The organism is Stenotrophomonas nitritireducens (assembly GCF_050984405.1).
GTDB classification, from domain to species: Bacteria; Pseudomonadota; Gammaproteobacteria; order Xanthomonadales; family Xanthomonadaceae; genus Stenotrophomonas; species Stenotrophomonas nitritireducens_B.
In genome coordinates this window covers 2,028,728-2,055,239 of the sequence record NZ_CP158790.1, presented here as the reverse complement: position 1 = coordinate 2,055,239, position 26,512 = coordinate 2,028,728, and the positions used below count along the sequence as shown (strand labels likewise).

Below are 26,512 nucleotides of genomic sequence, written 5' to 3'. Positions count from 1 at the left end.
CAGCAACCCCAAGGGTGGTCGCCATGATCGGTTGGAACGCTTTCGTCCTGCTCGCCGCCGTCAACCTCGCGCCGTCATCGCCGCCGCCGGCACTGCCGCCCACGCCCGGCCAGGTCATGGCCGTCCCGCAGGAACTGCGGCAGCAACTGCACGAGCGGGTGATCGACGCCACCAACTCGCCCGAGCAGCGCCTGCAGCGGCTGGTGGAACTGGTGTTCAAGCCCGACGGCCTGGGCCTGCAGTACGACACCACCGCCACGTTGACCGTGGCCGAGACCTGGGCGCAGCGCCGCGCCAACTGCCTGTCCTTCACCCTGCTGTTCGTCGCGCTGGCGCGCGAGGCCGGCCTGGAAGCGCGCATCCAGGAGGTCGGCCAGGTGGTGACCTGGTACCAGGAGCAGGGCGTGATCTACAACGCCGGGCACGTCAACGTCGGGCTGCGCGTGGCGGGCCGCCACGGCACGCTGGACCTGGACCAGAACGTGCTCTACGACCGTCGCGGCCCGCAGGTGATTTCCGACCAGCGCGCCCTGGCCCACTACTACAACAACCGCGGCGCCGAGCTGATGGCCGCGCACGACGCGGAGGCGACGGAATACCTGCGCACCGCCCTGCGCATGGACCCTGCCTTCGCGCCGGCCTGGAACAACCTGGGCGTGCTGGAACGCCGCCACGGCGATACCCGCGCCGCCGCGCTGGCATTCGAGAACGCGCTGCGCGCCCACCCGGCGCTGCTGTCGGCGCTGTCCAACGCCACCTCGCTGTACCGGCAGCTGGGCGACACCCGGCGCGCCGCGCAGTTGGGCGTGCGCCTGCAGAACGCGCGCGACCGCGACCCGTTCTACCAGTTCATGCAGGGCGTGGAGGCCGAGCGCCGCGGCGACTACGCGCAGGCGACGGTGGCCTACCGCCATGCCATACGGCTGTACGGCAATGCCCACCAGTTCCATTTCGGGCTGGCGCGGGCGTACTTCCTGCAGGGCGAGAACCGCCGCGCGATGCGCGAGATGGCGCGCGCGCGCGAACTGGGCGGATCGGACCGGGTGCGCGCGGTCTACCAAGCCAAGCTGGACAGCCTGCACCGGCTCAACGCGCGGCAGGGCGCGCGTTGAGCCGCGGGTAGAAGCGCACTCCAGTGCGCGATGGGGCCTGCATGCAGGCCCCTCTGCAATGGCAGGCGCATCCCTGTGCGGGGATTCAATGGGAAAGCCCCATCGCGCACTGGAGTGCGCTCCTGCGTGCGGTCAGGCCTTGCGCAGGAAACAGGTCTTCAGCACCAGGCCCTTGATCTTGTCCGAGTTGCCTTCGATGTGCTCGGCGTCGTCCTCGACCAGGCGGATGTTGCGGATCACCGTGCCCTGCTTGAGCGGGATCGACGAGCCCTTGACCTTCAGGTCCTTGATGACGGTGACGGTGTCGCCGGCGACCAGCACGTTGCCGTTGCTGTCGCGCACCACCAGCGCCGATTCGCCGGCCTCGCCCGGGGTCCATTCGTGGCCGCAGTCGGCGCAGATCCACAGCGCGCCGTCGGGATAGACGTTCTGCGACGAACACTGCGGGCAGGAAGAAACGGGCATGGCGACTCCAGCGATGACGTGATCAGCCGCCTATTGTAGCCGCCCGCCCCGGCCAGCCGGGCGCGGGCGGAACCGCGCGGCTCAGCGCGGACCCAGGTTCACCCGCACGCTGCCCGAATGCGAGGTGATGGAGATGTCGCCGTCGCCGCCGCCGATGCGCGCGTCCAGGCTGCTCCCCGGCCCGTAGCGCGGGCGCTCGACCTCGCCCACGTCCGAACGGATGGTGCCGCTGAAACTGCTGACCTTCAGCTGCGCGGACGTGCGCGACGGCAGGGTCAGCGCGATCGGCGCGCTCACCGTCTGCAGGCTGATGCGGCCGCCCGGCTGCAGGCCGGCGCTGCGCACGCCCAGGCTGCCGGACACGGTTTCGGCGTCGAGCCGCTGCACCGCGGACAGATCCAGGTCGACGCCACCGGAAACCGAGTTGGCGCTCACCTCGCCGCCGCTGGTGCCGGCCGCGTTGATCGCGCCGCTGACCGAGCGCAGTTCCAGCCGCGAGGTCCGCAGCTGCGAGCGGATCGCGCCGCTGACGCTGTTGAGGCTGGTTTCGCCGGCCTGTCCCCTGGCGGTGATGCCGCCGCTGACGGTATTGGCCTGCAGCCGGCGCAGGTCGACGTCGGCCACGTCCAGCGCGGCGCTGACCGTGCCGGCCTGCAGTTCGCTGCCGCGCGGCACGCGCAGTTCCAGTACCGCGCCGCGGCTGCTGCGGCTGTTGCGCGGGTACACCACCTTCAGCTGCACGCGGTTGGCGCTGTTCTGCACGTCCAGGCGCTGGCCTTCGCCGAGGGTGCCGGTGAGCTGCACCTCGTTGCGGTCCCAGCCGCGCACGGTCACCGAGCCGGCGACGTTGCTGATCTCGACCCGCCCGCCGCTGGACAGCGCGTGGTGTTCGTTGACCGTGGTCTGCGCCAGTGCCGGCGCCAGGGGGGCCAGCAGCGCGACGGCCGCCAGCAGGTGTCGCAGGGAAGCATTCATCGGGTTTCTCCTTCAGGTGGCAAGACCGGCGGCATCGAGGCCCTGCCGGGTGAGTTCCAGGCGCAGCGCGTAGGTGCGCCGCAGTTGGCCGAGCAGGAAGCCGGCATCGGGGCTCTGCGCGATCGCCGAGCGGATGCTGCCGGCGCTGGCATCGAGTTCGCGCAGCGCCGGCAGCAGCTCGGCGGGCACGTTGTCCTGCGGGATCGCGGCGATCGCCTGCCCGTAGGCATGGGCGAGCGCGTCGGCCTGCGCTTCCAGCGGCGAGGCCTGCGCGGCCTGCGGCAGCGGCCGCTCGTGCAGCCCCCACCAGCGGCCGGCGCCGAACAGTGCCAGCGCGGCGACGGCCGCGGCCGCGGCAAGGGACGGCCAGCGCCGGCGGCGCGGTGGCGGCGCGGCGGCGACGGGCCGCTCGCGCGGCGCCTCGTGCAGCTGCGCGGCGATGCGCTGCCAGGCCGCGGCCGGCGGCAGGCGCTCGGCCGGCAGCTGGCGCAGGCGCGCGGCCAGGTCGTCGTTTTCGTGTTCGTGGTCGGAATCGTGTTCGTTCATGGTGTTTCTCCCAGACGCGCGCGCAGCAGGCCGCGCGCGCGATGCAGCTGTGCCTTGGAACTGCCGACGGCCATCTGCAGTTCCTCGGCGATTTCCTGGTGTTTCCAGCCTTCGATGTCGTGCAGCACCAGCACCGCACGGGCGCGCGGCGGCAGGGTTTCCAGCGCGCGTTCCAGGTCCAGTCCGGTGGCCTGGCAGCGCGTGGCCGCCGGCATCCGCGCCAGCGCCTCCATGCCGTCCTCGCCGATGTCCAGCGCCTCGAACGCGGCGCTGGCGCGCAGCTCCATCAGCGCCGTGTTCACCGCCATCCGGTGCAGCCAGGTGCCCAGCGCGCTCTCGAAGCGGAACTGCGGCAGCTTGCGCCAGGCCTGGATGAAGGTTTCCTGCAGCGCGTCCTCGGCGCGCGCGGCGCTGCCGCCGCACAGCCGCCACAGCAGCGCGTACAGGCGCGGCGCGTGGCGGCGGTAGATGCGCTCGTAGGCGTGGCTGTCGCCGCCAGCGGCGGCACGCGCCAGCGCGGCGTCGTCGGCGGCCTGCGGGAAAGGAGCGGTGGCGGTCACGGTGGCGTCGAGCATATCCGTTGGATGCGGCGGCCAGCGGAAAGGTTTAAAGGCCGTTGCAATATCCCGCGCGGGGATCGGCGCCGCGGAGGTGGCCAAGGGCTGACAGGGCCGAGCCGGCTGGCCGACAATCCGGCTTCGCCCTTCCGCTCCATTGCCATGCCCCCCCGATTCTCCGTCGTCTGCGCCGGCGCGGCCCCCGCTGGAAATCCTCCGTTTTCCTGGCTCCGCCCCATCCGGCGCATTGCCTCCGCGTCGCGCCTGCACCGTCCGCGACAGGGACGACGGCATGCCCGACCCGCCGCCCCCGCGGCGCCACGCCACCTGCGCGCGTCCCCCTGCCGCCGCTGACGGGATGATGGCCCCGGCCTGCACGCTTCCCTGATCATCCCAACGCATGCGCCCGCCCGCACGGAGCGCCGCAAGGAGATACACCGATGAAAAAATACCTGCCCGAATGGATGCACGAGTGGATCAGCCTGCTGGATGTGGCGCTGGCCATCGTCCTGATCCTGCTGGTGGCCTGGCTGCTGCGCCTGCTCACCCGGCGCCTGCTGGCGCGGCTGGGCATGCACTACACGCTGCCGCCGCAGGTGGAGACGGCCGCGCGGCGCCTGTCCAATTTCGTGATCGGCAGCGCCGCGCTGGTGGCGATCCTCGACCAGTTGGGCGTATCGCCGACCATCCTGTGGACCGCGTTCACCGGCTTCGCCGCGGTCGGCGCGGTGGCGTTCTTCGCCGCCTGGAGCGTGCTGTCCAACATCTTCTGCACCCTGCTGATCTTCACCACCCGGCCGTTCCGCCTCGGCGACCGCATCGAGCTGCTGGAGAACGGCGAGAAGCCCGGGCTCAAGGGCCAGGTGGTCGACATCAACCTGATCTACACCACGCTGCAGGAGATCGGCGGCCCGGCCGAAGGCACTCTTATGCAGATCCCCAACAGCCTGTTCTTCCAGCGCGGCCTGCGCCGCTGGCCGGCCGGCCCGACGCAGGCGCACGTGATCCAGGGCGACGGCTGAGTCTCGGCCGCAGGCAGCGGCATCCCCGGCTGCCTGCGCCCACCGCGTACCACAGCGTTCCGTCCGCGTACGGCCGCTGCGTGCGAAAATTCCGCCCGCAGCACCGCAGCAGAGCCGCCCCCCACCGGCTCCCTTTCCGCAATGTCCCGCTCTCCCCTCTCCCCGTGTTCCGCCGCCGCGGCGGACGCCGCTTCGCCCGTTCCCGCCGTCCGCAGCGACCGCCAGCGCTGGCTGGGCGTGGTCGCGCTGGCGATGGCCGCCTTCGTGTTCAACACCAGCGAGTTCGTGCCGGTCGGGCTGCTGAGCGACATCGGCGGCAGTTTCGGCATGCCCATCGAACACGTCGGGCTGATGCTCACCGCCTATGCCTGGGTGGTCGCGCTGGCGTCGCTGCCCGGCATGCTGCTCACCCGCGACATCGACCGCCGCCGCCTGCTGCTGGGCGTGTTCGCGCTGTTCGTCGCCAGCCACCTGCTGTCCGCCATCGCCTGGAATTTCGGCGTGCTGATGCTCAGCCGCATCGGCATCGCGCTGGCGCACGCGGTGTTCTGGTCGATCACCGCCTCGCTGGCGGTGCGCATCGCACCGGCGGACAAGCGCCCGCAGGCGCTGGGCCTGCTGGCCACCGGCACCTCGGTGGCGATGGTGCTGGGCATCCCGCTGGGCCGCGTGGTCGGCGAACTGCTGGGCTGGCGCATCACCTTCCTGGCCATCGGCGGCGTCGCCCTGCTGGCGATGGCGGTGCTGGCGCGGCTGCTGCCGGCGTTGCCCAGCCAGAACAGCGGCTCGGCCGGCAGCCTCCCGCTGCTGCTGCGCCGGCCGGCGCTGCTGGCGCTGTACCTGCTGGTGATGGTGGTGGTGGCGGCGCAGTTCACCGGCTACAGCTACATCGAACCGTTCGTGCAGCAGGTCGGCGGCTTCGACGCGCACGTGACCACCTGGGTACTGCTGCTGTTCGGCGGCATGGGCTTCTTCGGCAGCCTGCTGTTCTCGCGCTTGGGCACGCGCTGGCCGCGCGGTTTCCTGCTCGCCGCCATCGGCACGCTGGCGCTGTGCCTGCTGGGCCTGCGCCCGGCCACCGGCGGGGCGTGGATGCTCTACGCGCTGGCCTCGGTGTGGGGCGTGGCGATGATCTGCTTCGCGCTGTCGATGCAGTCCAAGGTGCTGCGGCTGGCGGCCGACGCCACCGACGTGGCGATGGCGCTGTTCTCGGGCATCTTCAACATCGGCATCGGTGCCGGCGCGCTGGTCGGCAGCCAGGTCGGCCTGCACCTGGGCATGGGCCATGTTGGCCTGGTGGGCGGGCTGATCGCCGCCGCCGGCTGGCTGTGGTGGCTGTTCGCGATGCGGCGCTGGGCCGGCAGTTTCAGCGCCGGCGGCGACGGACGCTGAGCCTCAGCGCAGCTGGCTGTCCTTGCTGCCGCGGCGGTTGTAGCCGCTGTGGGCCGACTCCTCGGCGTCCAGCGCCTGCTGGCAGGACACGCACAGGCGCACGCCGGGAATGGCCTTGCGCCGCGCCTCGGGAATCGGCGCGTCGCATTCCTCGCAGCGCTCCAGCCCCGGCCCGCTGGGCAGGCGGCTGCGGGCGCGCTTGATCGCGTCCTCGACGGTGGCGTCGATCTGATCCTGAACGGCGGTGTCGCCCGCCCAACCGGTGGCCATGGCTGGCTGCTCCGAAGTGACCGGCGTCCAGCCTAGCGCAAGCGCCTGTACGCCGGGCCAATGCGCCGCCGCGCGGTCACCACACTAGGTCGTCGGGCACCACGAACTGCGCGTAATAGGCGTCGTCCTCGGCGTTGCCGCTGGACGCGGGCGTATCGCCGGCCTGGCCGTGGTCGAGCACGATCAGCGTGGCGTCGCGCTCGCGCACCTTCTCGGCCGCCAGCCGCGGCAGCAGTTCGAAACCCTCGCCATGGCGCGCGATCACCAGCGTGCCGGCGGCCAGCTGTTTGCGCAGCGCCTCGTCCACCAGCAGGGTGCGGATCGCCGCGCCATCGCTGAAGCGGTATTCCAGCTCGCCACGACGCGGCACCCGGCGGTCGGCGATGATCTGCCGCGCCTGCGCGCGCAGTTCCTCGGTGCGGCGCTGGGCATTGCGTTCGGCGGCCAGCGCGCGGTCGCGCTCGGCCTTTTCCGCGCGCACGCGTTCGGCTTCCAGCTGGCTTTCGCTGGGGCCGGCGGGCGCGCCCTTGGCGTGCCGCGCCTTGTTCTGCTCGCGCGCGACCTGCGCGACCTGCGCCTTCTTGACCAGGCCGGCCTTGAGCAGCTGCTCCTGCAGGGGATTCGCCTTTGCCATCTTCGTACTACGTGATCGGATCGATGCTGCCATGATACCGGCCCGTCCCCGCCCGCGCCTGCCGATGCAGCCCCTGAAATACCTCGCCGGCTATCCCGAGCACCTGCAGCAGCGCGCCCGCGAGCTGCTGGCGCAGGGCGCGCTGGGCGACGCCGTGCGCCGCCGCTACCCGCAGGCGCATGCGGTGCGCAGCGACCGCCAGCTCTACGACTACGTGCAGGCACTGAAAGAGCGCCACCTGCGCCAGTCGGTGCCGCTGGGCAAGGTGCTGTACGACGGCAAGCTGCAGGTGCTCAAGCACGCGCTCGGCCTGCATACGGCCGTCTCGCGCAACCATGGCGGCAGGCTCAAGGCCAGCCGCGAGATCCGCATCGCCAGCCTGTTCCGCGACACGCCGGCGCCGTTCCTGCGCATGATCGTGGTGCACGAGCTGGCGCACCTGAAGGAGGCCGAGCACAACAAGGCCTTCTACCAGCTGTGCCTGCACATGGAACCGGACTACCACCAGCTGGAATTCGACCTGCGCCTGTACCTGACCGCGCTGGAACACGAAACCGCCAGCCCTCCTGATGTCCCGTAAGGCGGCGGCTTGCCCCGCATGCCGCCTCACCGGAGAAGCTTCGTGCCGGGCAAGCCCGGCACCTACGGTCGTCACGGCGCTACACTCCCCGCCCGCCGTACTGTCCGCCCCCATGACCACGCCCCTCCGTCTCGACAAGCGCCTCGCCGCGCAGCTGCACTGCTCCCGCGCCCAGGCCCGGCACTACATCGAGGGCGGCTGGGTCAGCGTGGACGGCGTGGTGGTGGAAGCGCCGCAGACCCTGGTGGCCGGCGAAACCGTCACCCTCGCCGCCGGCGCCAGCAGCGAGCCGGCCGAACCGGCGACGCTGCTGCTGAACAAGCCCGCCGGCTGCACCGCCGAAGAAATGTCCGCGCTGCTGCGCGAGGATGCGCGCTTCGCCGACGATGCCTCCGGCGTGCGCCTGCTGCACCGCCACTTCCTGCGCCTGGAAACGCCGATGCCGCTGGACGACCACGCCTGCGGCCTGGTGGTGCTCACCCAGGACTGGCGCGTGCGCCGGCACCTGCTCGAGTCCGGCCCGGGGCTGGAACAGGAATTCATGGTCGACGTGGAAGGCGAAGGCAGCCCCTGGGCGCTGCCGAAGCTGACCCACGGGCTGAGCTTCCAGGGCCGCGCCCTGCCGGCCTGCAAGGTCAGCTGGCAGAGCGAGCAGCGCCTGCGCTTCGCGATCAAGGACGTGCGGCCGGGCCAGCTGCAGCACATGTGCGCCGCGGTCGGGCTGCGCGCCACGCAGGTCCGCCGGCTGCGCATCGGCCGCATCGGCCTGAGCCGCATGCCGGATGGCCAGTGGCGGTATCTGGCTTCCGGCCAGCGCTTCTGAACCGCACTCCCGTAGGTGCAGGGCTTGCCCTGCACGAAACTTTCCCGGCCAAAGCCCGCCGGTCCCGCCGGCCTACGCCAGCAAGCGCAGCAGAGCCGCCGCCACCGCCCCCACCAGCACCACCACCAGGAACGGCAGGCGCAGCAGCAGGGCCAGCGCGGCCACTACCAGCGCACCGAGGCGCGCGTCCAGCGCCACGCCTTGCCCGGCGGAGAGCGCGTTCATCGTGGTCAGCGACGCCAGCAGGCCGATGGTGAGCGCGCCGGCCACGCGCGTCATGCGCGGCGATTCCATCCAGCGCACCGGCACCAGGTAGCCGCTGAACTTGATCGCCCAGGCCACGACGCTGGCCAGCAGCACCCAGCCCCACAGCGTCATCGCGCCTCTCCCGCGTCGTGGCCGGGCGCCACGTCCGGCTCCAGCCCTTCATCGGCCGGGCCGCGCCCGAACCAGCCCCACAGCGCGGAGACCGCGGCCGCCAGCAGGATCGGCACGCCCGGCGGCACCCAGGGCAGCGCCAGCACCGTCACCAGCGCGCAGGCCGCGGCGATGGCCACCGGTTCGCGCGAGCGCAGGCGCGGCCACAGCAGGCCGAGGAAGGCCGCCACCGCAGCGCCGTCCAGCCCCCAGCGGCGCGGATCGCCCAGTGCGTCGCCAAGCAGCGCGCCGAGCAGGGTGAACAGGTTCCACAGCAGGTAGACGCCCACGCCGGCCGCCCAGAACCCGCGGCGCTGCTCGGCCGGTTCGGCCTGGCCGGCGGCGGTCGCCACCGATTCGTCGATGGTGACCTGCGCCGACAGCGGGCGCAGCCAGCCGCGCGGCCGCAGCATGCGGTTGATCTGCGCGCCGTACACCGCGTTGCGGATGCCCAGCAGCGTGGCCGCGCCGAACGCGGCCGCGCCGGTGCCCCCGGCGCCGATCACGCCGATGAAGGCGAACTGCGAGCCGCCGGTGAACATCAGCAGGCTCAGCGCCGCGGTCTGGCCGACGCTGAATCCGGAGGCCACCGCCAGCGCGCCGAAGGAAACGCCGTACAGGCCGGTGGCCACGGCGATGGACAGGCCGATGCGGACCGCGGGCGTCAGGCGCGCGGCCATGCTCAGCCGCGCCCGCGCGCCTGCTCGGCGGCGGCCACGAACACCACGTCGGTGGAGGAATTGAGCGCGGTCTCGGCCGAGTCCTGCACCACGCCGACGACGAAGCCCACCGCCACCACCTGCATCGCCACGTCGTTGGAAATGCCGAACAGGCCGCAGGCCAGCGGGATCAGCAGCAGCGAGCCGCCCGGCACGCCGGACGCGCCGCAGGCGCCGATCGCCGCCACCACGCTCAGCAGCAACGCGGTGGGCAGGTCCACGGCGATGCCGAGCGTGTGCACCGCCGCCAGCGTCAGCACCGAGATGGTGATGGCCGCGCCGGCCATGTTGATGGTCGCGCCCAGCGGGATCGCCACCGAATAGGTTTCCTCGTGCAGGCCCAGCTTGCGGCACAGCTCCAGGTTGACCGGGATGTTGGCCGCCGAGGAGCGGGTGAAGAAGGCGGTGATGCCGCTCTCGCGCAGGCAGCGCAGCACCAGCGGGTACGGGTTGCGGCGGGTCACCACCGCCACGATCAGCGGGTTGCCGACGAAGGCCATGAACAGCATCGCCCCGACCAGCACGCACAGCACGTGCAGGTAGGCCTTCAGCGCGCCGAGGCCGGATTCGGCCAGCAGCGAGGCGACGATGCCGAACACGCCCAGCGGCGCCAGCCGGATCACCATGCGCACGATCCAGGTGATCGCCGCGGACAGGTCGGCCACCAGCGCGCGCGTGCCGGCGCCGGCGTGGCGCAGCGCCAGGCCCAGGCCGATCGCCCAGGCCAGCAGGCCGATGTAGTTGGCATGCAGCAGCGCGTTCACCGGGTTGTCGACGATCTGCATCAGCAGCGTGCGCAGCACCTCGCCGATGCCGCCCGGCGCGCTCAGCCCGGCGTCGGTGGGCGCCTTCAGCAGCAGCGTGCTGGGGAACAGATAGCTGGCCAGCACGCCCACCAGCGCGGCGGCCAGCGTGCCGGCCACGTACAGCAGCAGGATCGCGCGGATGTGCGTCTTCTGCCCCTGCTGGTGGTTGGCGATGGAGGCCGTGACCAGGATCAGCACCAGCGCCGGCGCCACCGCCTTCAGCGCCGACACGAACACGGTGCCGAGCAGCCCGGCCGCGCGCGCGCCCTGCGGCCAGGCCAGCGCCAGCACGATGCCGGCGAGCAGGCCGATGATGATCTGGACCACCAGGCTGGGGGCGCGGAAGGAAGGGGAACGGTCGCTCATCGGCTGGCTCGGGCAAGGCAAACCGCGATTCTCGCCCAGACCGCCCGCCGTCCACACCCCCGGATCGTCATGGCCGACGCGCCGGCATCACCCCGACGCCGCTAGGATGCGGGCATGGAACCTTCCCCCTCCCGCGGCAGGCGCCTGCTGCGCCTGTGCGGCCGCCTCCTCGTGGTGCTCCTGCTGCTGGTCGCCAGCGGCCTGCTGCTGGGCGACCGGCTCACCCCGCGCGCCGTCGGCGAACCCTCCACCGCCCTGCCGCCGCGCGCCGGGCAGACCCCGCTGGACCGCGCGCTCGCGCCCCAGCTGGCCGCGCACCCGGGCCGCAGCGGCGCAGCCTACCTGGTCGACGGGCTGGAGGCGTTCGCCGCGCGCTCGGTCGTCACCCGCCAGGCCGGCCGCAGCCTGGACCTGCAGTACTACATGTGGCACGACGACATGGTCGGCCACTTGCTGGCGCGCGACGTGTACGAGGCGGCCGAGCGCGGCGTGCGCGTGCGCCTGCTGCTGGACGACATGAACGCCTCGGGCATGGACAAGCAGCTGCTGGCGCTGGACGCGCACCGCAACATCGAGGTGCGCCTGTACAACCCGTTCCGCAACCGCGAGGGCGTGTGGCGGCTGGTGGAGATGGTGCAGCGGGTCTTCAGCATCAACCACCGCATGCACAACAAGGCCTGGATCGCCGACGGCCGCGTGGCCATCGTCGGCGGCCGCAACATCGGCGCGGAGTATTTCGACGCGCGCCCGGACGTCAATTTCCGCGACCTGGACCTGCTGCTCGCCGGCCCCGCCGCCGGCCAGGCCAGCGTCATCTTCGACGCCTTCTGGAACAGCCGCGCCGCCGTGCCCATCGCCGCCCTCGCCCCGGTGTCGCGCCAGCAGCTCGGCCAGCTGGTCTCGCGCGCCGCCGTGGACGCGCGCCGCGCCGAGGCCCGCCCCTACCTGGAACGGCTGCGCGCGCGCCTGGCCGGCGCCTATGTCGGCGGCCGCCTGCCGCTGCACTGGAGTGCGCGCCTCCAGGTGTATTCCGATCCACCGCTCAAGCACCGCGACAACGACCGCGCCGACTGGCTGGTGACGCGGCTGGCAGAAGAACTGGGCCAGGCCCGGCACAAGACCCTGCTGATCTCGCCCTACTTCGTCCCCGGCCGCACCGGCGAGGAGGAATTGCTGCGGCAGGTGGCCGGGGGCGTGCACGTCGGCATCGTCACCAATTCGCTGGCGGCCAACGACGTGGCCGCGGTGCACAGCGGCTACATGCATTACCGGCTGCCGCTGCTGCGCGGCGGCGCCCACCTGTATGAACTGAAATCGCGCGGCGACGGCGGCCGCAGTTCGGCCTTCGGCAGCAGCGGCGCCAGCCTGCATACCAAGGCCATCGTGGTGGACGACCGGCGCGGCTTCGTCGGCTCGTTCAACATCGACCCGCGCTCGGCCTACCTCAACACCGAGATGGGCGTGCTGTTCGACGACCCGGTGCTGGCGGTGCAGCTGCGCGAGGAATACCTGCGCCTTTCCGGCCCGGACCTGAGCTATTACCTGTACCTGGACAGCGACGGGAAACTGCGCTGGCTGGACCGCGCGCGCACGCCGCCGGCCGGCTACGTGGCCGAACCGGACACCACCTGGCTGCAGCGCGCCACCGCGCGCGCCATCAGCTGGCTGCCGCTCGAATCGCAGCTGTAGGCCGCCGCCCGCCGCCAGCGGGCCGCCGGCTCACGGGTCGCGCGGTTCGTCCGGGCTGACCCGCTTCCACAGCCAGCCACCGACATGGCCGGGAACGCAGGCCGACAACTGCTCCAGCGCCTGCGCTTCCTCCAGCAATCCTTCCCGGCACAGCATCGCCAGCGCCGCGGCCAGTTCGCCGATCTCCAGCGAGCGCGCCAGCGACGATGCCGGCACGCCCTGCCCGTCGGCCTCCAGCGCGGCGGCGACCTCGGCCGGAAGCTGCCATTCGCGCGCGATCCGCGCCGCCAGCGACGGCGTGCAGCGCTCCAGCAGCGACAGCAGCAGCTCCGGCGACGGCGCCAGCGTCTGCCGGCGCGAATAGGCGTCGGCGGTGGCGCGCACCACCATGACCATGCCCAGCCCGCGCAGCAGGCCGGCCAACTGCGCGGAGAAACCGTCCTCACGCTCCACCCCGCGCGCGTGGTCGGCCGCGGCCAGCGACATGCGCAGGGTGTAGTCCCAGATCCGCTGCGAGAACCGCCCGCCGTCGCGGTCCGGGGGATTCATCACCGGCTGCACCAGCGCGGCGGAAATGATCTGGCGGATGCCCTCGTTGCCGACCAGGGTCACCGCGCGCTCGATGCTGCGCACCTGCTGTTGCTGGAAGCGGTACAGCGCGCTGTTGGCGATGCGCAGCAGGTTCACCGTCAGCAGCGGGTCGCTGCCGATGATGCGGCCGATGGAACGCGCCGAGGCGGCGCTGTCGTTGACGCTCTGGATCAGCTGCGGCAGCAGGTGCGGGCGCCGCGGGATGTAGCGCTGCGACAGGTCGGCGCGCTCCAGCGACGCCATCACGGCGTCGGCCACCTGTCGGTGCGCGGGCGCATCGGCCGCATCGGCTTCGCCCGTCCCCGGCCCGTCCGCCTCCACGCCGAGCGCGGCGCGCAGGAAGCGCCGGCGCAGCTCCGGCAGCAGCGCCGGGTCCATCGCCGGCGGCGGCGCGGCCGCCGTTTCCGGCGCTTCGGGCACGAAGGCCCAGCCCTCGGCCTGGCGTCGCCGCCCGAACCACCAGGCCGCGCCCGCGCCGGCCAGCAGCGCCGCCGCGACCGCGGAGAGGATCACCAGTTCCAACGCAAGCGCCCCCCGTGCGGAAAACAAGCCGGCCGCATGCCGCGGCCCGTTATCGGTCGATCCTTTCCAGGCGGATGCCGAGCGGCCCGGACAGCGAGCCGTCCTCGTTGAGGGTGAAGTCCAGCGACATGCCCTTCTGCGGCAGCGCCACCTTCACCGTGTCGCCATCGCGCACATACGTGGTTTCCTGCGAGATGCCCATCGCGGCGATGGTCACCTTGCCGCCGGAGGCGAAGCTGTACCGGGTCACGCCCATGGCATCGGCGTAGTCGCCCTTGATGCCTTGGCTGCAGGCCGACAACAGGCACAGCGCGGCGACGAGCAGGTACTTCTTCATTCTTCCCCCGGGAGTGTGGATCGTGGCGGCCTGGGCCGCCGCGTGCTGCGTGATTCTGCCACAGGCCGGCCGGCGGTCGCCGTTCAGCCCTCGGCGGCGGGTGCGGTCTCGGCCGGCACCGGCGCGCGCACGAACCGCGCCGACAGCGCCAGCGCGTAGACCAGCCCGGCGCCCAGCGCCAGCGCCGCGCCGCCGGCGAACGCCGCCGACAGCCCGAAACGCGCGGCGATCATGCCGGCCAGCACCATGCCGGCGCCGATGCCCACGTCCAGCGCGCAGAAATAGGTGGCCACCGCGGTGCCGCGCTGCGCGTGGCCGCCGAGGTTGACCATCATCGTCTGGTAGGCCGGGTACACCACGCCGAAGCCGAAACCGGCCAGCAGGCCCGACAGGTAATACGTGGCCGGCGCCCCGGCCCACGCCATCAGGCCCAGGCCGGCGACGATCGCCAGGGTGCCGCCGTTGGTTGCCACCACCACCCGGCCGCCGTCGATCAGGCGCCCGGAGAACGCGCGCGAGACCATCATGCCCACCGCCATCAGGGTGAAGAAGATGCCGGTATTGCCCGCGCCCAGCTGCTTGCCGTGGATCGCGGCGAAGGCCAGCAGCATGCCGTAGCCCAGCCCGATCACCGCCAGGTTCAGCGCCAGCGGGATGCCGCGCACCAGCAGGAAGCGGTCCAGCGACAGCACCGTGGCCGCGCCGTCGCGCCGCTTGCGCGGCGCGTGCACCAGCGAGGCCGCCGCCAGACCGGCCACGCCGGCGGCCACCGCCGCCTCGAAGATCGCCTGGAACGGGTAGCGGTCCATCAGCCACAGGCCGGCCATCGGCCCCAGCGCCATCGCCAGGCTGCTCATCAGGCCGAAGAAACCGATGCCCTCGCCGCGGCGTGCCGACGGGATGATGTCGATGGCCTGGGTGTTGGCCGCGGTGCTCATCACCGCGAAGGTCATGCCGATGCCCAGCCGCACCAGCACGAAGACCAGCACCGTGTGCGCCAGCAGGTAGCCGGAGGTGAACAGCACGTAGGCCGCCAGCGCCAGCAGGTAGGCGTGCTTGGCGTTGAAGCGGTCGACGATGAAGCCGGAGAACGGCCGCACCAGCAGCGCGGCGATCACGTAGCTGGACAGCACCAGGCCCACCGTCGCCTCGCCGATCCGCAGCTGCTCCAACAGGTGGAACGGCAGCGTCGGCATCAGCACGTAGAACGACATGCCCATCAGGAAGTTGGCCACGCAGGCCAACCCGAAGCGCGCCGTCCACAGCGCGGGCCGCGGCGCGCTCACGCGCGGACCGTCCTGCGCGCGGCCGGCGCGCGCGTGGCCCGCGCCGTCGCCATCAGCCCACGCCACGCAGCGCCAGGGTCAGCGCCAGCACGCTCAGGATCACCGCGATGGTGCCGTCGAGCACGCGCCAGGTGCCCGGCTTGTTGAACAGCGGCGCCAGCAGGCGCGCGCCCAGGCCCTGCGCGGTCAGCCACATGGCGCTGGCGGTGACCACGCCGGCGGCGAACGCCATGCGCGCATGGCCGAAGTTGTCGGCGATGGAACCGATCACCACCATGTCCAACCAGAAATGCGGATTGATGATCGAGAACCCGGCCGCGGCCGTCATCGCTGCGCGGCGCGAGGATTGCGCGCTGTCGTCCAGCTGCATGCCGCCACCGCCGGCCATCGCGCGGCGCGCCGACTGCAGTGCGTACCAGGCCAGGAAGGCGACGCCGCCCCACAGCAGCACCGTGGTCAGCCACGGCAGCTGGTTGGTGAGCGTGCGCAGGCCGGCGACGCTGGCGAAGATGAAGGCCGCATCGATGGCGAAGCAGGTGGCGATCACCGGGATCACGTGCTGGCGCAGGATGCCCTGGCGCAGGATGAAGGCGCTCTGCGCGCCCACCACGGCGAAAAGACCGATGCCGGTACCGGCACCGCTGAGCCAGGCGCTGCTGGTGGCCTGGGCGGCTACGACGGAAAACATGGGGGAACTGCCTGTCTGACGAAGGGGGAAGGACGGCACCGGAGTGCGTCGACGCGGCGGATTGTCGCAGTGCAACATCAAAAAGTAGAGCTAAACTTCTTAAACCATCATTAGCAGCACTTAATCATGCGCATCGACCACGCCCAGCTCCGCGCCCTGGCCGCCGTGATCCGCGAGGGCAGCTTCGAGCGCGCCGCGCTGGCGCTGAACGTCACCGCCTCGGCGGTGTCGCAGCGGATCAAGGCGCTGGAGGAACGCGTCGGCAAGCTGCTGGTCAAGCGCACCACGCCCACCGAGGCCACCGCCGAGGGCCAGGTGCTGGTACGGCTGGCCGAGCAGACCGCGCTGCTGGAGCGCGACGCCTTCGAGCGCATCGGCCTGACCGACGCCGACCTGCCGCGGGCCAGCATCCCGGTGGCGGTGAACCACGACAGCATGGAAACCTGGTTCCCCGAGGCCGCGCTGGCCTTCGCCCACGACAGCAGCACCACGCTGGACCTGCACACCGAGGACCAGGACCACACCGCCGCGCTGCTGCGCCAGGGCGCGGTGCTGGGCGCGGTCACCACCCTGTCCGAGCCGGTGCAGGGCTGCCAGATCCACGCCCTGGGCAGCATGCGCTACGCCGCCACCTGCACGCCGGAGTTCCACGCGCGCCACTTCGCCAAGGGGGTCACCGCGCAGGCGCTGGCGCAGGCGCCAGTGCTGGTGTTCAACCGCAAGGACGACCTGCAGGCGCGTTACGCCCAGCGCCTGACCGGCTCGCAGCAGCCGCTGCACGCCCCGACCTGGTGGATTCCCTCCACCCGCGCCTTCGTCCACGCCAACCTCGGCGGGCTGGGCTGGACCATGAACCCGCTGCCGCTGGTGCGCCGCCACCTGGACAGCGGGCGGCTGGTCTACGTCAAGGCGCGCGCCTGGGAGGACATCCCGCTGTACTGGCAACACTGGAAGGGCGAAGTGGCCTCGATGGCGCTGCTCACCCGCGCGGTGCTGCAGGCGTCGGCGACCCTGATCCGCCGGCGCCGCTGAGCGCGACGGCGCGGGCCGGCGGAAACCGCGTCAGTCGAAATACAGCGCCAGCCCGACCCCGCCCTGCCAGTCGGCGGTTTCCTCGTCCAGCCCGCGCAGGAACGAGGCGTCGAGCTGCAGCCGCGGCGTCGCCATCCAGGTCAGGCCGGCGCCGGCGGCGCGCATGTGCTGGGCGTCCTCGCCGTAGCCGGCTTCGACATAGGCCGCCACGTCCTCGCCCAGCGGAAACCCGTAACTGGGCGAAAACAGCCAGCCGCTGCCCTCATCGCCCCATTGCCGGTCGGCATACAGCGCCAGGCTGGTGTCGGCCGGCAGCGCCCAGGCCACGGTGACGCCGGCATCGTGCACATGGCCGTCGCCGCCCAGCGGGGCGCGTCCCCAGGGCAGCGTGGTGCCGAGCTTGAAGGCGACCGTCAGCGTGTCGCTGGCCAGCGCCGGCGCCCACTTCAGCGCGAGGCTGCCATCGCCGCCGCCTTCGGCGCGCTGGCGCAGTCCGTCGCCGCGGATGCGCTGGCCGCTCCAGGTATCGGCGCCCAGCTGCAGCTCCACGGTACGGGCCAGGCCCAGCCGCAGCAGCGTGCCGGCCGTCCACGTGGTAGTGGTCACCCCGCCGCTGCGGTCGCGGCTGCCGTCCGGCAGGCCCTGTTCCCAGGCGAGCACGCCCTTGCCCACCGTGCTGGTCGAGAAGCCGATGCCCGGCCGGTCGTAGGCCGGCGCCTGCGCCGCCTGCGCGCCGGCACAGGCCAGCATGGCCATCGCCGTTCCCGTCAGAACCCTGCTCATGCTCGCGCCGCTCCGCTGCCGTGGTCGCGGCAGTGTACGCACCGGGCCGCTCAGCGGTGCGCCAGCGCGTACGCCAGGGCGCCGGTGACCGCCGCCACCTGGGCGTCGTCGCACTGCGCCGGCGTGGCGCGCGGGCTGTCCGGGTAGACCTCGGTGGTGGTGGTGTATCGCGCGCCGGTGATGCCCGCGCACAGGCCCAGCGCCTTGAGCGGGTATTCGATGACGCCGTGCGCCACCACCGGCGAACCGATGATCTGCCCCTGCGCGTCCGGCGGCGCGATGTGGGTGACTTTGGCGACCTCGGCGATCACCGCCTGCTGGAACGCCGGCTGCGGGTTTTCGCTGTCGTCCACCAGGTAGAAACCGTCGGGGATTTCGCCGGGCTCGAACGGCTTGCCGTCGCGCGCGGCCAGCGCCGGGCGGAACTCGCTCTCGTCGCTGTCGGTGGTCTCGTGCAGGTCGATGTGCACCAGGAAGCGCCCCAACAGCGGTTGCACCAGCGCCATCAGCGCCGCCGATTCCGGCGCCGGGCTGTCGGCGACGAAGTTGCGGTTCGGGTCCAGCGCCAGCGCGTTCCAGCGCTGGATGCGCTCGTAGCCCCACGGGCTCACGCAGGGCGCGACCAGCAGGTTGCAGCGCCCGGCGTAATCGCCGCCGTGCCGGTCGACGAACGTCAGCGCGCCCTGCACGCCGCTGGTCTCGTAGCCGTGCACGCCGCCGGTCACCAGCGCCACCGGCAGGGCGTCGTCCCAGTCGCGGCTGCGGATCGCCAGCAGCGGGTACTGGCCGGACGGATAGTCCAGCTGCCCGTACTGGACCACGTCGAAGCGGTCGCGCAGGGCGTCGATGCGGGCCAGCACTTCGCCGGCATGACTGCGCTGCACCTGCTGGCGGGCCAGCCATTGCGCCCGCTCCGCCGCGCCCCAGGGCTGGCCGGGGGTGCCGATCGGATGGAAAGCGGACGGATGCGACATGGATGACCTCGCGAGGACGACGGAAACAGGGCGGCACTGTACACCCGAAACATGGGGCGCCATCGCGGGTCCCCGTCCTCGGAGCCCGCCCAGGCTATGCCCAGTAGTCCTCGTTGCGATCCAGCCTGCCGATGGCATGGAACGGGGGCTCGCCCTCGGCCGCCGGCGCGGCCATCGTCTTGTACAGACCACTGTCCGGGTACTCGATGACGTCGGGCAGCGAGTTGGTGCCGTAGGCCAGATAGCGCAGTTCGGCTTTGCCCGTGTTGACGATCTGGTGCGCGGTTTCCGGGCCACCGGCCGGGCATGCGACCAGGTCGCCCGCCCGCAACGGATGCACCTCCGTTCCCAGGCGCAGTTCGCCCTCGCCCTGCAGGACATGGAACAGCTCGTCGTTGGCTCGATGGTTGTGGAAAGGAAACGCGCGCTTGCCCGGTGCCAGCGCGATCAGGTTCACGCCAAGCCGCGCGCTCCCCAGCCGGGCGCCGATCCGCGCGACGCGGGGTGCATAGATCAAGGCCGCCGGGCCGGTCGGGGCGTAGGGTGCCGGGAGGGGCTCGGGATGGATATCGGCCAGATTGAGGACAGGAGCGTCCATGGATTGCCTCGTGGTGGAAAGCGAACAGCTTGGCGCCATTGCCACCTGAAAGATATTGTTCAATATCGACAAGCCACCCATCCATTTTCGATGACTGGATCGCAACCCGACTGGGAAAACCAGCGCGCGCTGCTGGCGGTGCTGCGCGAAGGCAGCCTGCTGGCCGCGTCGCGGGTGCTGGGTGTAACCCAACCGACGGTGCGACGGCGCATCGACGCGCTGGAAGCCGCGCTCGGCATGCCGCTGTTCGCACGCAGCGCCACCGCGCTGGTCCCCACGGAGATGGCGCGCGAGCTGCGTCGTCCCCTGGAAGCGATGGAGCGCGCCGCGCTTGCGCTGGAGCGGCTGGCTTCGGCCGACCGCGATGCGGTCGACGGCACGGTCCGGCTGGCCACCAGCGAATTGATAGGCGTGGAGATCCTGCCTGCGCTGCTGCCGCCTTTCCTCCGGCACAAGCCGGATCTGCGCATCGAATGGAGCCTGTCCAATCGCCTGGAGAACCTGGTCGGGCAACAGGCGGACATCGCGGTACGTACGGCACGGCCGCGGCAGGAGGCGGTCGTCGCGCGCCGCGTCGGCCGCAGCGAAGTCGGGCTGTACGCCAGCCCGGAACTGATCCGGGCCCATGGGCTTCCGCTCTCCCCTGAGCAGTTGCCCGACCTGCCGCTGGTGGGTCCGGATCGCAACCCGGCGGACTGGACGCGTCTACGTGACTGCGGGCTGGCTTTGCCACCCGGCGCGTTCACGGTGCGCACCGACAATCATCTGGCGCAGCTGGCGGCCATCCGCGCCGGCCTGGGGGCCGGTCTCTGCCATCAGCTGCTGGCCCAGCGCGAAGGATGGGTGCGGGTGCTGCCGGATGCATGCCGCTTCGAACTGGACTTCTGGGTGGCGATGCCGGAGAACCTGCGTCAGGTGCGCCGCGTCCATGCCTTGTTCGCCTTCCTCGGCGACGCGCTGGAACGGGAACTGGCCAACGTGCGCGAGGATCCTTCCAGATGACCCGCACCGGCCGGAGGCACCTGGCGACGGCCGATGCGGGTTGCTACGGCGCTTCCAGCAGCGCGGCGATGTCCTCGTCCTTCTGCTGCCACAGGCCGTTCATCCATTGCTGGAAGCGCGCGCGGAAGGCGCGGTCGCCCTGGTAGTCGCCGCCGGCCAGGTCGGCCGGGATCGGCCGCTGCCGCACCAGCACCCGCACTTCCGGGACGCGGTTGGCCATCAGGTCCAGCATCGAGGGAATGCCCTTGGGATAGACGACGGTCACGTCCAGCAGCGCGTGCAGGCCCAGCCCCATCGCGTCCAGCACGAAGGCCACGCCGCCGGACTTGGGCTTGAGCAGGTGGCGGAACGGCGAGGCCTGGGCCTCGTGCTTGGCGCGGGTGAAGCGGGTGCCCTCGACGAAGTTCATCACCGCCACCGGGATGTCGCGGAAGCGGGCGCAGGCGCGCCGCGTCGCTTCCATGTCGCGCCGGCCCAGTTCCGGGTTGCGGGCGATCTGCCTGCGGCTGTAGCGGCCCATGAACGGGAAATCCAGCGCCCACCACGCCAGCCCCAGCACCGGCACCCAGAACAGCGAGCGCTTGAGGAAGAAGCGCAGCAGCGGGATGCGGCGGTTGAACACCTTCTGCAGCACCAGGATGTCCACCCAGCTCTGGTGGTTGGCCAGCACCAGGTAGTGCCCGTCGCGTTCCAGCGCGGCGGGCGCGTCGACGGTGAAGCGGGTGCGGGTGAAGGCGCCGAGCATGGCGCTGTTCACGCCGATCCAGCTTTCGGCCAGGCCGGTGAGCAGCGGGTTGCAGGCGCGGCGCACGGCGGCCAGCGGCAGCAGCGCCTTGAACAGCGCCACGGCGAACAGCGGCAGGCAGTGCAGCAGCGTGTTGAGCGCCACCAGCAGCAGGATCGGGACGATGCGGAACCATTTCATGGGGACTGTCTCGCGGAGGACGGGCACGGCGCCGCCATCGGAAGGCGGCACAGGGTAGCAAACGCCGCCGCGGCCACGGCCACGGCGCGCCCTCTTCCGCACGACGCCCGCCACCGCGTAATAATCCCTTCCTCGCCCCGCACCGCCCCCGCCCCTGCATGCCATCCACGCTGCCGCCCTTGGGCGAGATCCTCGACCTGCTGCCCGACGTGGTGTGCGTGGTCGATCCGGAAGGACGCTACCTGGCGGTCAACGCCGCCTTCGAGCAGGTCATCGGCTACCGCCCGGACGAAGTCCTGGGCCGGCGCATGATCGAACTGGTCCATCCCGAGGACCATGCCATCACCGCCCAGGCGGTGCAGCGGGTCATGGAAGGCCGGCCGCTGCCGAACTTCCGCAACCGCTACGTGCGCCGCGACGGCCGGATCGTGGACATGCAGTGGTCGGCCAAGTGGCTGCCCGACTACGGCGTGCGCATCGCCGTGGGCCACCCGATCACCGAGCTGCGCGACCTGGAGCGCCGGCTGGAATTCATGGCCGGCCACGACCCGCTCACCAGCCTGCCCAACCGCTACCGGCTGCGCGAGGAGCTGGAGCGCAGCCTCGGCGGCGGCGCGCAGCCGCTGGCGGTGCTGTACCTGGACCTGGACGGCTTCAAGGCCATCAACGACCGCCACGGCCACGCGCAGGGCGACCGCCTGCTGTGCGAGACCGCCGACCGCCTGCGCCGCGCGCTGCGCCACGGCGACTTCATCGCGCGCGTCGGCGGCGACGAGTTCGTGGCGCTGCTGCCGGGCTGCGCCAGCCGCGCCGACGCGCGCGTGGTGGCCGACGCGCTGCAGGCGGCGCTGGACGCCGAACAGGCGCCGCCGCCGTTCTCCCGCATCGGCGTCAGCATCGGCGTGGCCTGCTGCCCGGCCGACGGCAACGACGCCGAAACCCTGCTGCGCTGCGCCGACGCGGACATGTACGCGGTCAAGAACCGCCGCCACCAGGTCGCCACGACCTGAGCGGCAGGGGCGTCCGCGGCCCCTCTGTTACCCTATCGCGATGAATCCGCACGCTGCCCCCTCGGCCCCCGCTCCTGTTTCCACGCCGATGGCGCAACGCTTCCGCGGCTTCCTGCCGGTGGTGGTGGACGTGGAGACCGGCGGCTTCGACTGGAACCGGCACGCGCTGCTGGAAATCGCCGTGGTCCCGCTGGACATGGACGAGAACGGCCTGCTGCTGCCCGGCCAGACCAGCTGCGCGCACGTGGTGCCGGCCGAAGGCACCGACATCGACCCCAAGTCGCTGGAAGTCACCGGCATCGTGCTGGACCATCCGTTCCGGCTGGCCAAGCCCGAGCGCGAGGCGCTGGAGCACGTGTTCGCGCCGGTGCGCGCGGCGCTGAAGAAATACAACTGCCAGCGCGCGATCCTGGTCGGCCACAACGCGCATTTCGACCTGAACTTCCTCAACGCGGCGGTCGCGCGCAGCGGCCACAAGCGCAACCCGTTCCACCCCTTCAGCGTGTTCGACACGGTGACCCTGGCCGGCGTGGCCTACGGCCAGACCGTGCTGGCGCGCGCGGTGCAGGCCGCCGGCTTCGAATGGGACGCCAGCCAGGCGCACAGCGCGGTGTACGACACCGAGCAGACCGCGCGCCTGTTCTGCCAGATCGTCAACGGCTGGCCGCGCCTGTAGGAGCGCACTTCAGTGCGCGATAGGGCTTTCTCGGCAAAGCGTCATCGCGCACCGAAGTGCGCTCCTACCCCAGGCAGATCCGGTCGCGTCCGTCGCTCTTGGCCTGGTAGAGGGCCTTGTCGGCGCGCTGGAACAGCAGCAGCGGCGTGCGGTCGCCGGCGCCGAGCTGCACCAGCCCGGCGCTGAACGTCACCCGCAGGCCTTCGATGCCGGCCCAGTTGCGCTGCGCATGGAACAGGCCCTGCAGGCGCGCGCACACCAGCTGCGCCTCGTCCAGCGCGGTGTCGTTGAGCAGCAGCGCGAACTCCTCGCCGCCCAGCCGCGCCGGCAGGTCCGAGTCGCGGCAGCTGGCCGCCAGCAGCCGCCCCACCTCGCACAGCACCTGGTCGCCGACGCTGTGCGACCAGGTGTCGTTGACCGTCTTGAAGTGGTCGATGTCCAGCACCAGCAGGCTCAGCGGATGGCCATTGCGCTGGGAACGGGCGAAATCGCGCGCCAGTCCCTCGTCGAAGGCGCGGCGGTTGGGCAGGCCGGTCAGCGGGTCCTCGTGCGCCTGCCGCTCGAACGCCTCGGCCTGCTGGCGCAGGCGTTCGGCCAGTTCGGTCTTTTCCTGGTTGGCGGCCAGCAGGCGTTCGGCCTGCAGCTGCAGGTCGGCGGTGCGTTCGTCGACCTGCCGCGCCAGGCGGATGTTGCTGGTCTTGTAGCGGTGGATCAGGTAGCGGTACAGCGCCACCAGCGCCAGCAGCAGCAGGACGCCGGCCACCGCCTGCACGCTGCGCCGCTGCCACAGCAGCGGTTCGACGGTGAAGGTCCACGCCGCCTCGCTCCCGCTCCAGCGCCCGCCCGGGTGCATCGCCGACACGTGCAGGGTGTAGGTGCCCGGCGGCAGGCCGATGAACTCGACGCTGCGCTGGTTGCCGCGCTCGATCCAGCCGCGGTCCAGGCCTTCCAGGCGCGTGCGGTAGCGGATCCGGTCGGACATCAGGTAGCTCAGGCCGACATAGCCCACCGTCAGCCGGTGCCCGCCCGGGATGGGGGTGGCGCCCTGCGCCTGCCAGTGCAGCGGCACGCCGTCCAGCTGCACGCTCTCCACCACCACCGGCGGCGGCAGCCGCTCGCGGAAGCGCTGCAGCCGCAACGGATCGACCATGCTCAGGCCGCCGGCGGTGGCGACCCAGTAGGTGCCGTCGCCGCGCAGCGCCGCCGACGGCCCGGTGCTGCCGTTGGCCTGGGCGTTGTACATGCCGTCGATCTCGTTGTAGCGCTCGACCTCGATGCGCGCGCTGCGGCCGTCGGCCACGTCGTCCAGCGCGGCCAGGGTGGTGCGCAGCACGCCGCGGTTGCTGCTGATCCAGACGTTGCCGATGCGGTCGGGCACCATCTGGAACACCGTGTCCACCGGCATGCCCTGTTCCAGCCCGACCCGCGCCAGCTGCCCGTCGCGGTAGCGGTAGAGGCCGCGGTCGGAGGTGATCCACATCGCATCGTCGACCTGGAGGAAGCCGAAGATGGTGCGGCCGCCGCCCAGCCCGTCGACGTCGAGCTGCTGCACGCTGTCGCCGCGCAGCACGCGCACGCCCTCGATGGTGCCGATCCACAGGCCGTCGGCGGCGCTGTACAGCGCGGTGATCAGCCCGGTCGGCAGGCCCTCGGCGGCCGGCACGTACACGCCGCCGGCTTCGATCCGCACCACTCCGCGCTGGGTGCCGATCCACACGCCCTTGCCGTCGTGGTCGGCGGCCATCACCCGCACGTTGCCGCCGGGCAGCCCGTCGCGGCCGTCGTACAGGCGGACGCGGCCGTCGCGGCCGATCCTGAAAACGCCGTCGCCGAAGGTGCCCGCCCACAGGCTGCCCTCGCCGTCCTGCGCCAGGCTCAGCACCGAGGACGGCTTGCCGGCCCGGTTGAGCAGCGGCACCGGGCCGATGCGGCCGTCGTGCCCGATGCGGTCCAGGCCGGCAGCCCCGCCCACCCACAGCCGTCCGTCGCGGTCCTCCAGCACGGTGCGCACGTAATCGCCGCTGAGCCCGTCCTGGGTGGTGTAGCTGCTGAACAAGGTTTCGCGCAGGCGGAACAGGCCGCCGTTGGCGCCGACCCAGATGCTGCCCTCGGCGTCCTCGAACAGGCTGGTGATGCGCCCCTTGGGCAGCAGCCGGGTCGAGGGCACGTGCTCGACGCCATGGCTGCCGATGCGGAACAGGCCCTGGTTCTCGGTGCCCAGCCAGATCTCGCCGTGGCGGTCCACCAGCATCGCGGTCGGATGCGAAATGCCCGGCAGGCCGCGCACCTTCTGCACGCGCTCGCCCTGCAGCCGGTACAGGCCGCCGCCGGCGACGAACCACAGCACGCCGTCCGGCCCGCGGTACGGCCAGGCCACGCCGCGCGGCAGGTTGAACGCGGCCGGCGCGCGGCGCACGACGCCGTCGCCGCCGCGCACCACCAGCCCGTCCATGGTGCCCACCCAGACCCGGTCCTGGGCATCGACGGCCATCCAGGTGAAGGTCATGTTCATCGGCACGTCGGGCGGGGGCGTCTCGTAATGCAGCGTGCCGTCCGGCGCCAGGTAGCCCAGGCCCTTGCCTTCGAACAGCAGCCACAGGCGGCCCTTGCTGTCCTTGCGCATGGACTGGATCAGCACCTTGGGCGCGGGCGCCCGCGACGGCCAGTTGTCCCAGCGGCCGTCCAGCGCGCGCCGCAGCACGTTGCCGCGCGAATCGCTGACCCACAGCGCGCCATCGCTGTCCACGTGCAGGGCGCCGACGCCGTTGTCGAGCAGGCCCGGGGTCGAACCGCGGTCGTAGACGGTGAAATCCAGGCCGTTGTAGCGCACCAGCCCTTCCCAGGTGGCGAACCACAGGTGGCCCTCCGGGGTCTGCGCGATGTCGCGCAGCGAGTTGTGCGGCAGACCGTCGCGCGAGGTCCACATGTCGATGGCGTAGTCGCGCAGCGCCGGCGTGTTCGCTGCCGCGGCCACGGCACCGGCCGGCAGCAGCAGGCACAGCGCCAGCAGCAGGACGCGGCCGATCCACCCCCAGGGACGGCGGCGGCAGCGTGGCGATGCACGGCGGCGGTTCAACGGCATGCCGGCCGCGCGGGAGTGGCGGTCGATGCGCTCAGGCTGCGGCGACGTCATGTGCACGAACGGGGGGGAGTGCGCACATGGTAGGGGCATTGCCGGCCCGGCGCAGCACTGGCGCGGCGCCGGGCCAGCCGTTCAGCCGTGGCGGCCGGCGCCCTCGACCCGGTTGCGGCCGGCGTTCTTGGCCCGGTACAGCGCCATGTCGGCGGCCTCCATCAGCGCCTCCAGGGCCGGATCGTCGCCGGCGTCCACCACGCCGATGCTGACCGTGACCGGCAGCCCCTGCGCGACATCGGCCAGGTCCGAGCGTTCCACCGCATCGCGCATGCGTTCGCACAGCGGCAGCGCCGCGTCCAGCGCCAGCCCGGGCAGCAGCAGCACGAACTCCTCCCCGCCCAGGCGCGCGAGGAAATCGCCGGAGCGGCAGACCGCGCCCACCACCTGCGCGAACCGGCGCAGCACCGCGTCGCCCACCGCATGGGAACGCCCGTCGTTGACCCGCTTGAAATGGTCGATGTCGGAGATCGCCAGTGACAACGGCGCGCCGGTTCGGCAGGCCGGTCAGCACGTCCTGGCAGACAGGCTGCGTCGCCGTGCGTGGAATCCTCGCCGGAACATCGAAAACCGCACAATCCG

Annotated in this window: 28 protein-coding genes and 1 pseudogene; 10 read left to right on the top strand and 19 right to left on the bottom strand. The window is 71.9% G+C overall.

Annotated features, from left to right (window positions below; genetic code table 11):
* Positions 1-23 precede the first annotated feature (23 nt).
* Entirely contained in the window at positions 24-1,112 is a 1,089-nt protein-coding gene (locus tag ABTV91_RS08840; protein ID WP_433851097.1) for a tetratricopeptide repeat protein, read from the top strand.
* Positions 1,113-1,244: 132 nt separating this feature from the next.
* Here the strand turns inward: ABTV91_RS08840 and ABTV91_RS08835 are convergent, their stop codons facing one another.
* From ABTV91_RS08835 to ABTV91_RS08820, 4 genes are all read right to left on the bottom strand, one after another.
* Complete coding sequence (locus tag ABTV91_RS08835; RefSeq protein WP_182333997.1) at positions 1,245-1,577, bottom strand: zinc ribbon domain-containing protein YjdM; 333 nt, start codon at positions 1,575-1,577, stop codon at positions 1,245-1,247.
* A gap of 81 nt (positions 1,578-1,658) precedes the next feature.
* Entirely contained in the window at positions 1,659-2,552 is an 894-nt protein-coding gene (locus tag ABTV91_RS08830) for a DUF4097 family beta strand repeat-containing protein (protein WP_433851096.1), read from the bottom strand.
* A 12-nt stretch (positions 2,553-2,564) separates the two neighbouring features.
* Complete coding sequence (locus tag ABTV91_RS08825; protein ID WP_433851095.1) at positions 2,565-3,098, bottom strand: hypothetical protein; 534 nt, start codon at positions 3,096-3,098, stop codon at positions 2,565-2,567.
* Entirely contained in the window at positions 3,095-3,673 is a 579-nt protein-coding gene (locus ABTV91_RS08820) for an RNA polymerase sigma factor (protein WP_433851094.1), read from the bottom strand. Before ABTV91_RS08820 ends, ABTV91_RS08825 begins: the two co-directional genes overlap by 4 nt.
* A 422-nt stretch (positions 3,674-4,095) precedes the next feature.
* Here ABTV91_RS08820 and ABTV91_RS08815 point away from each other — a divergent pair, with 422 nt between their 5' ends.
* Positions 4,096-4,677, top strand: a complete 582-nt coding sequence (locus tag ABTV91_RS08815) for a mechanosensitive ion channel domain-containing protein (RefSeq protein WP_433851093.1) — start codon at positions 4,096-4,098, stop codon at positions 4,675-4,677.
* A gap of 141 nt (positions 4,678-4,818) precedes the next feature.
* Complete coding sequence (locus ABTV91_RS08810; protein WP_433851092.1) at positions 4,819-6,069, top strand: sugar transporter; 1,251 nt, start codon at positions 4,819-4,821, stop codon at positions 6,067-6,069.
* 3 nt (positions 6,070-6,072) lie between these two features.
* On the opposite strand, the gene ABTV91_RS08805 is transcribed toward ABTV91_RS08810, so the two are convergent.
* The gene (locus ABTV91_RS08805; protein ID WP_433851091.1) at positions 6,073-6,339 is read right to left on the bottom strand and encodes a DksA/TraR family C4-type zinc finger protein; all 267 of its coding nucleotides are present in this window, start codon (positions 6,337-6,339) and stop codon (positions 6,073-6,075) included.
* A gap of 76 nt (positions 6,340-6,415) precedes the next feature.
* The gene (locus ABTV91_RS08800; protein WP_433851090.1) at positions 6,416-6,973 is read right to left on the bottom strand and encodes a DUF2058 domain-containing protein; all 558 of its coding nucleotides are present in this window, start codon (positions 6,971-6,973) and stop codon (positions 6,416-6,418) included.
* 64 nt (positions 6,974-7,037) lie between these two features.
* On the opposite strand from ABTV91_RS08800, the gene ABTV91_RS08795 reads away from it, so the two are divergent.
* Positions 7,038-7,553, top strand: coding sequence for a M48 metallopeptidase family protein (locus tag ABTV91_RS08795; RefSeq protein ID WP_433854156.1), 516 nt, complete (start codon positions 7,038-7,040; stop codon positions 7,551-7,553).
* Positions 7,554-7,665: 112 nt separating this feature from the next.
* On the top strand, positions 7,666-8,376 hold the full coding sequence (locus tag ABTV91_RS08790) for an RNA pseudouridine synthase (protein ID WP_433851089.1): 711 nt from the start codon (positions 7,666-7,668) through the stop codon (positions 8,374-8,376).
* 72 nt (positions 8,377-8,448) lie between these two features.
* Here the strand turns inward: ABTV91_RS08790 and ABTV91_RS08785 are convergent, their stop codons facing one another.
* Genes ABTV91_RS08785 through sstT form a run of 3 tightly spaced genes read right to left on the bottom strand, consistent with a single transcriptional unit; the run spans position 8,449 to position 10,684 of the window.
* Complete coding sequence (locus ABTV91_RS08785; protein WP_433851088.1) at positions 8,449-8,754, bottom strand: AzlD domain-containing protein; 306 nt, start codon at positions 8,752-8,754, stop codon at positions 8,449-8,451.
* The gene (locus tag ABTV91_RS08780) at positions 8,751-9,473 is read right to left on the bottom strand and encodes an AzlC family ABC transporter permease (RefSeq protein WP_433851087.1); all 723 of its coding nucleotides are present in this window, start codon (positions 9,471-9,473) and stop codon (positions 8,751-8,753) included. The genes ABTV91_RS08785 and ABTV91_RS08780 overlap by 4 nt, the downstream gene beginning before the upstream one ends.
* A 2-nt stretch (positions 9,474-9,475) precedes the next feature.
* Entirely contained in the window at positions 9,476-10,684 is a 1,209-nt protein-coding gene (gene sstT, locus ABTV91_RS08775; protein WP_433851086.1) for a serine/threonine transporter SstT, read from the bottom strand.
* A 114-nt stretch (positions 10,685-10,798) separates the two neighbouring features.
* On the opposite strand from sstT, the gene ABTV91_RS08770 reads away from it, so the two are divergent.
* Positions 10,799-12,373 carry a phospholipase D family protein gene (locus ABTV91_RS08770; protein ID WP_433851085.1) on the top strand — a complete coding sequence of 525 codons (1,575 nt, stop codon included), beginning with the start codon at positions 10,799-10,801 and terminating at the stop codon, positions 12,371-12,373.
* A gap of 30 nt (positions 12,374-12,403) precedes the next feature.
* On the opposite strand, the gene ABTV91_RS08765 is transcribed toward ABTV91_RS08770, so the two are convergent.
* The 4 genes from ABTV91_RS08765 to ABTV91_RS08750 form a co-directional block, all read right to left on the bottom strand.
* Positions 12,404-13,477 carry an HDOD domain-containing protein gene (locus tag ABTV91_RS08765; protein WP_433851084.1) on the bottom strand — a complete coding sequence of 358 codons (1,074 nt, stop codon included), beginning with the start codon at positions 13,475-13,477 and terminating at the stop codon, positions 12,404-12,406.
* Positions 13,478-13,535: 58 nt separating this feature from the next.
* The gene (locus ABTV91_RS08760; RefSeq protein ID WP_433851083.1) at positions 13,536-13,823 is read right to left on the bottom strand and encodes a hypothetical protein; all 288 of its coding nucleotides are present in this window, start codon (positions 13,821-13,823) and stop codon (positions 13,536-13,538) included.
* Between the two features lie 83 nt (positions 13,824-13,906).
* On the bottom strand, positions 13,907-15,175 hold the full coding sequence (locus ABTV91_RS08755) for an MFS transporter (protein WP_433851082.1): 1,269 nt from the start codon (positions 15,173-15,175) through the stop codon (positions 13,907-13,909).
* Positions 15,162-15,797: a LysE/ArgO family amino acid transporter gene (locus ABTV91_RS08750; protein ID WP_433851081.1), complete on the bottom strand. Its 636-nt coding sequence runs from the start codon at positions 15,795-15,797 to the stop codon at positions 15,162-15,164. The genes ABTV91_RS08755 and ABTV91_RS08750 overlap by 14 nt, the downstream gene beginning before the upstream one ends.
* Positions 15,798-15,923: 126 nt before the next feature.
* Between ABTV91_RS08750 and ABTV91_RS08745 the strand changes: the two genes are divergently transcribed.
* The gene (locus ABTV91_RS08745) at positions 15,924-16,829 is read left to right on the top strand and encodes a LysR family transcriptional regulator ArgP (protein WP_433851080.1); all 906 of its coding nucleotides are present in this window, start codon (positions 15,924-15,926) and stop codon (positions 16,827-16,829) included.
* Positions 16,830-16,859: 30 nt separating this feature from the next.
* Here the strand turns inward: ABTV91_RS08745 and ABTV91_RS08740 are convergent, their stop codons facing one another.
* From ABTV91_RS08740 to ABTV91_RS08730, 3 genes are all read right to left on the bottom strand, one after another.
* The gene (locus tag ABTV91_RS08740) at positions 16,860-17,612 is read right to left on the bottom strand and encodes a transporter (protein WP_433851079.1); all 753 of its coding nucleotides are present in this window, start codon (positions 17,610-17,612) and stop codon (positions 16,860-16,862) included.
* A 50-nt stretch (positions 17,613-17,662) separates the two neighbouring features.
* Positions 17,663-18,586, bottom strand: a complete 924-nt coding sequence (locus tag ABTV91_RS08735; RefSeq protein ID WP_433851078.1) for a M14 family metallopeptidase — start codon at positions 18,584-18,586, stop codon at positions 17,663-17,665.
* A gap of 94 nt (positions 18,587-18,680) precedes the next feature.
* Complete coding sequence (locus ABTV91_RS08730; RefSeq protein WP_433851077.1) at positions 18,681-19,103, bottom strand: cupin domain-containing protein; 423 nt, start codon at positions 19,101-19,103, stop codon at positions 18,681-18,683.
* A 45-nt stretch (positions 19,104-19,148) separates the two neighbouring features.
* Here ABTV91_RS08730 and ABTV91_RS08725 point away from each other — a divergent pair, with 45 nt between their 5' ends.
* Positions 19,149-20,186, top strand: a complete 1,038-nt coding sequence (locus ABTV91_RS08725; RefSeq protein WP_433851076.1) for a LysR family transcriptional regulator — start codon at positions 19,149-19,151, stop codon at positions 20,184-20,186.
* A gap of 43 nt (positions 20,187-20,229) precedes the next feature.
* Here the strand turns inward: ABTV91_RS08725 and ABTV91_RS08720 are convergent, their stop codons facing one another.
* Positions 20,230-21,111 (bottom strand): acyltransferase, encoded by an 882-nt coding sequence (locus ABTV91_RS08720; protein WP_433851075.1) that lies wholly within the window; start codon positions 21,109-21,111, stop codon positions 20,230-20,232.
* Positions 21,112-21,269: 158 nt separating this feature from the next.
* Between ABTV91_RS08720 and ABTV91_RS08715 the strand changes: the two genes are divergently transcribed.
* Both ABTV91_RS08715 and rnt read left to right on the top strand, forming a co-directional pair.
* Positions 21,270-22,121: a diguanylate cyclase domain-containing protein gene (locus ABTV91_RS08715; RefSeq protein WP_433851074.1), complete on the top strand. Its 852-nt coding sequence runs from the start codon at positions 21,270-21,272 to the stop codon at positions 22,119-22,121.
* A 40-nt stretch (positions 22,122-22,161) separates the two neighbouring features.
* Positions 22,162-22,797 (top strand): ribonuclease T, encoded by a 636-nt coding sequence (rnt, locus tag ABTV91_RS08710; protein ID WP_433851073.1) that lies wholly within the window; start codon positions 22,162-22,164, stop codon positions 22,795-22,797.
* Positions 22,798-22,861: 64 nt separating this feature from the next.
* Here the strand turns inward: rnt and ABTV91_RS08705 are convergent, their stop codons facing one another.
* A complete protein-coding gene (locus ABTV91_RS08705; RefSeq protein WP_433854155.1) occupies positions 22,862-25,879 on the bottom strand; it encodes a two-component regulator propeller domain-containing protein in 3,018 nt (1,005 codons plus the stop codon).
* 132 nt (positions 25,880-26,011) lie between these two features.
* Positions 26,012-26,416 (bottom strand): annotated as a pseudogene (locus ABTV91_RS08700) (GGDEF domain-containing protein); the annotation flags it as partial.
* Between the last annotated feature and the right edge of the window lie 96 nt (positions 26,417-26,512).

Coding starts and splice junctions, on each gene's coding strand:
- ABTV91_RS08840 (WP_433851097.1), top strand. CDS start 24: ATGATCGGTTGGAACGCTTTCGTCCTGCTCGCCGCCGTCAACCTCGCG.
- ABTV91_RS08835 (WP_182333997.1), bottom strand. CDS start 1,577: ATGCCCGTTTCTTCCTGCCCGCAGTGTTCGTCGCAGAACGTCTATCCC.
- ABTV91_RS08830 (WP_433851096.1), bottom strand. CDS start 2,552: ATGAATGCTTCCCTGCGACACCTGCTGGCGGCCGTCGCGCTGCTGGCC.
- ABTV91_RS08825 (WP_433851095.1), bottom strand. CDS start 3,098: ATGAACGAACACGATTCCGACCACGAACACGAAAACGACGACCTGGCC.
- ABTV91_RS08820 (WP_433851094.1), bottom strand. CDS start 3,673: ATGCTCGACGCCACCGTGACCGCCACCGCTCCTTTCCCGCAGGCCGCC.
- ABTV91_RS08815 (WP_433851093.1), top strand. CDS start 4,096: ATGAAAAAATACCTGCCCGAATGGATGCACGAGTGGATCAGCCTGCTG.
- ABTV91_RS08810 (WP_433851092.1), top strand. CDS start 4,819: ATGTCCCGCTCTCCCCTCTCCCCGTGTTCCGCCGCCGCGGCGGACGCC.
- ABTV91_RS08805 (WP_433851091.1), bottom strand. CDS start 6,339: ATGGCCACCGGTTGGGCGGGCGACACCGCCGTTCAGGATCAGATCGAC.
- ABTV91_RS08800 (WP_433851090.1), bottom strand. CDS start 6,973: ATGGCAAAGGCGAATCCCCTGCAGGAGCAGCTGCTCAAGGCCGGCCTG.
- ABTV91_RS08795 (WP_433854156.1), top strand. CDS start 7,038: ATGCAGCCCCTGAAATACCTCGCCGGCTATCCCGAGCACCTGCAGCAG.
- ABTV91_RS08790 (WP_433851089.1), top strand. CDS start 7,666: ATGACCACGCCCCTCCGTCTCGACAAGCGCCTCGCCGCGCAGCTGCAC.
- ABTV91_RS08785 (WP_433851088.1), bottom strand. CDS start 8,754: ATGACGCTGTGGGGCTGGGTGCTGCTGGCCAGCGTCGTGGCCTGGGCG.
- ABTV91_RS08780 (WP_433851087.1), bottom strand. CDS start 9,473: ATGGCCGCGCGCCTGACGCCCGCGGTCCGCATCGGCCTGTCCATCGCC.
- sstT (WP_433851086.1), bottom strand. CDS start 10,684: ATGAGCGACCGTTCCCCTTCCTTCCGCGCCCCCAGCCTGGTGGTCCAG.
- ABTV91_RS08770 (WP_433851085.1), top strand. CDS start 10,799: ATGGAACCTTCCCCCTCCCGCGGCAGGCGCCTGCTGCGCCTGTGCGGC.
- ABTV91_RS08760 (WP_433851083.1), bottom strand. CDS start 13,823: ATGAAGAAGTACCTGCTCGTCGCCGCGCTGTGCCTGTTGTCGGCCTGC.
- ABTV91_RS08750 (WP_433851081.1), bottom strand. CDS start 15,797: ATGTTTTCCGTCGTAGCCGCCCAGGCCACCAGCAGCGCCTGGCTCAGC.
- ABTV91_RS08745 (WP_433851080.1), top strand. CDS start 15,924: ATGCGCATCGACCACGCCCAGCTCCGCGCCCTGGCCGCCGTGATCCGC.
- ABTV91_RS08740 (WP_433851079.1), bottom strand. CDS start 17,612: ATGAGCAGGGTTCTGACGGGAACGGCGATGGCCATGCTGGCCTGTGCC.
- ABTV91_RS08735 (WP_433851078.1), bottom strand. CDS start 18,586: ATGTCGCATCCGTCCGCTTTCCATCCGATCGGCACCCCCGGCCAGCCC.
- ABTV91_RS08725 (WP_433851076.1), top strand. CDS start 19,149: ATGGATATCGGCCAGATTGAGGACAGGAGCGTCCATGGATTGCCTCGT.
- ABTV91_RS08720 (WP_433851075.1), bottom strand. CDS start 21,111: ATGAAATGGTTCCGCATCGTCCCGATCCTGCTGCTGGTGGCGCTCAAC.
- ABTV91_RS08715 (WP_433851074.1), top strand. CDS start 21,270: ATGCCATCCACGCTGCCGCCCTTGGGCGAGATCCTCGACCTGCTGCCC.
- rnt (WP_433851073.1), top strand. CDS start 22,162: ATGAATCCGCACGCTGCCCCCTCGGCCCCCGCTCCTGTTTCCACGCCG.
- ABTV91_RS08705 (WP_433854155.1), bottom strand. CDS start 25,879: ATGCCGTTGAACCGCCGCCGTGCATCGCCACGCTGCCGCCGCCGTCCC.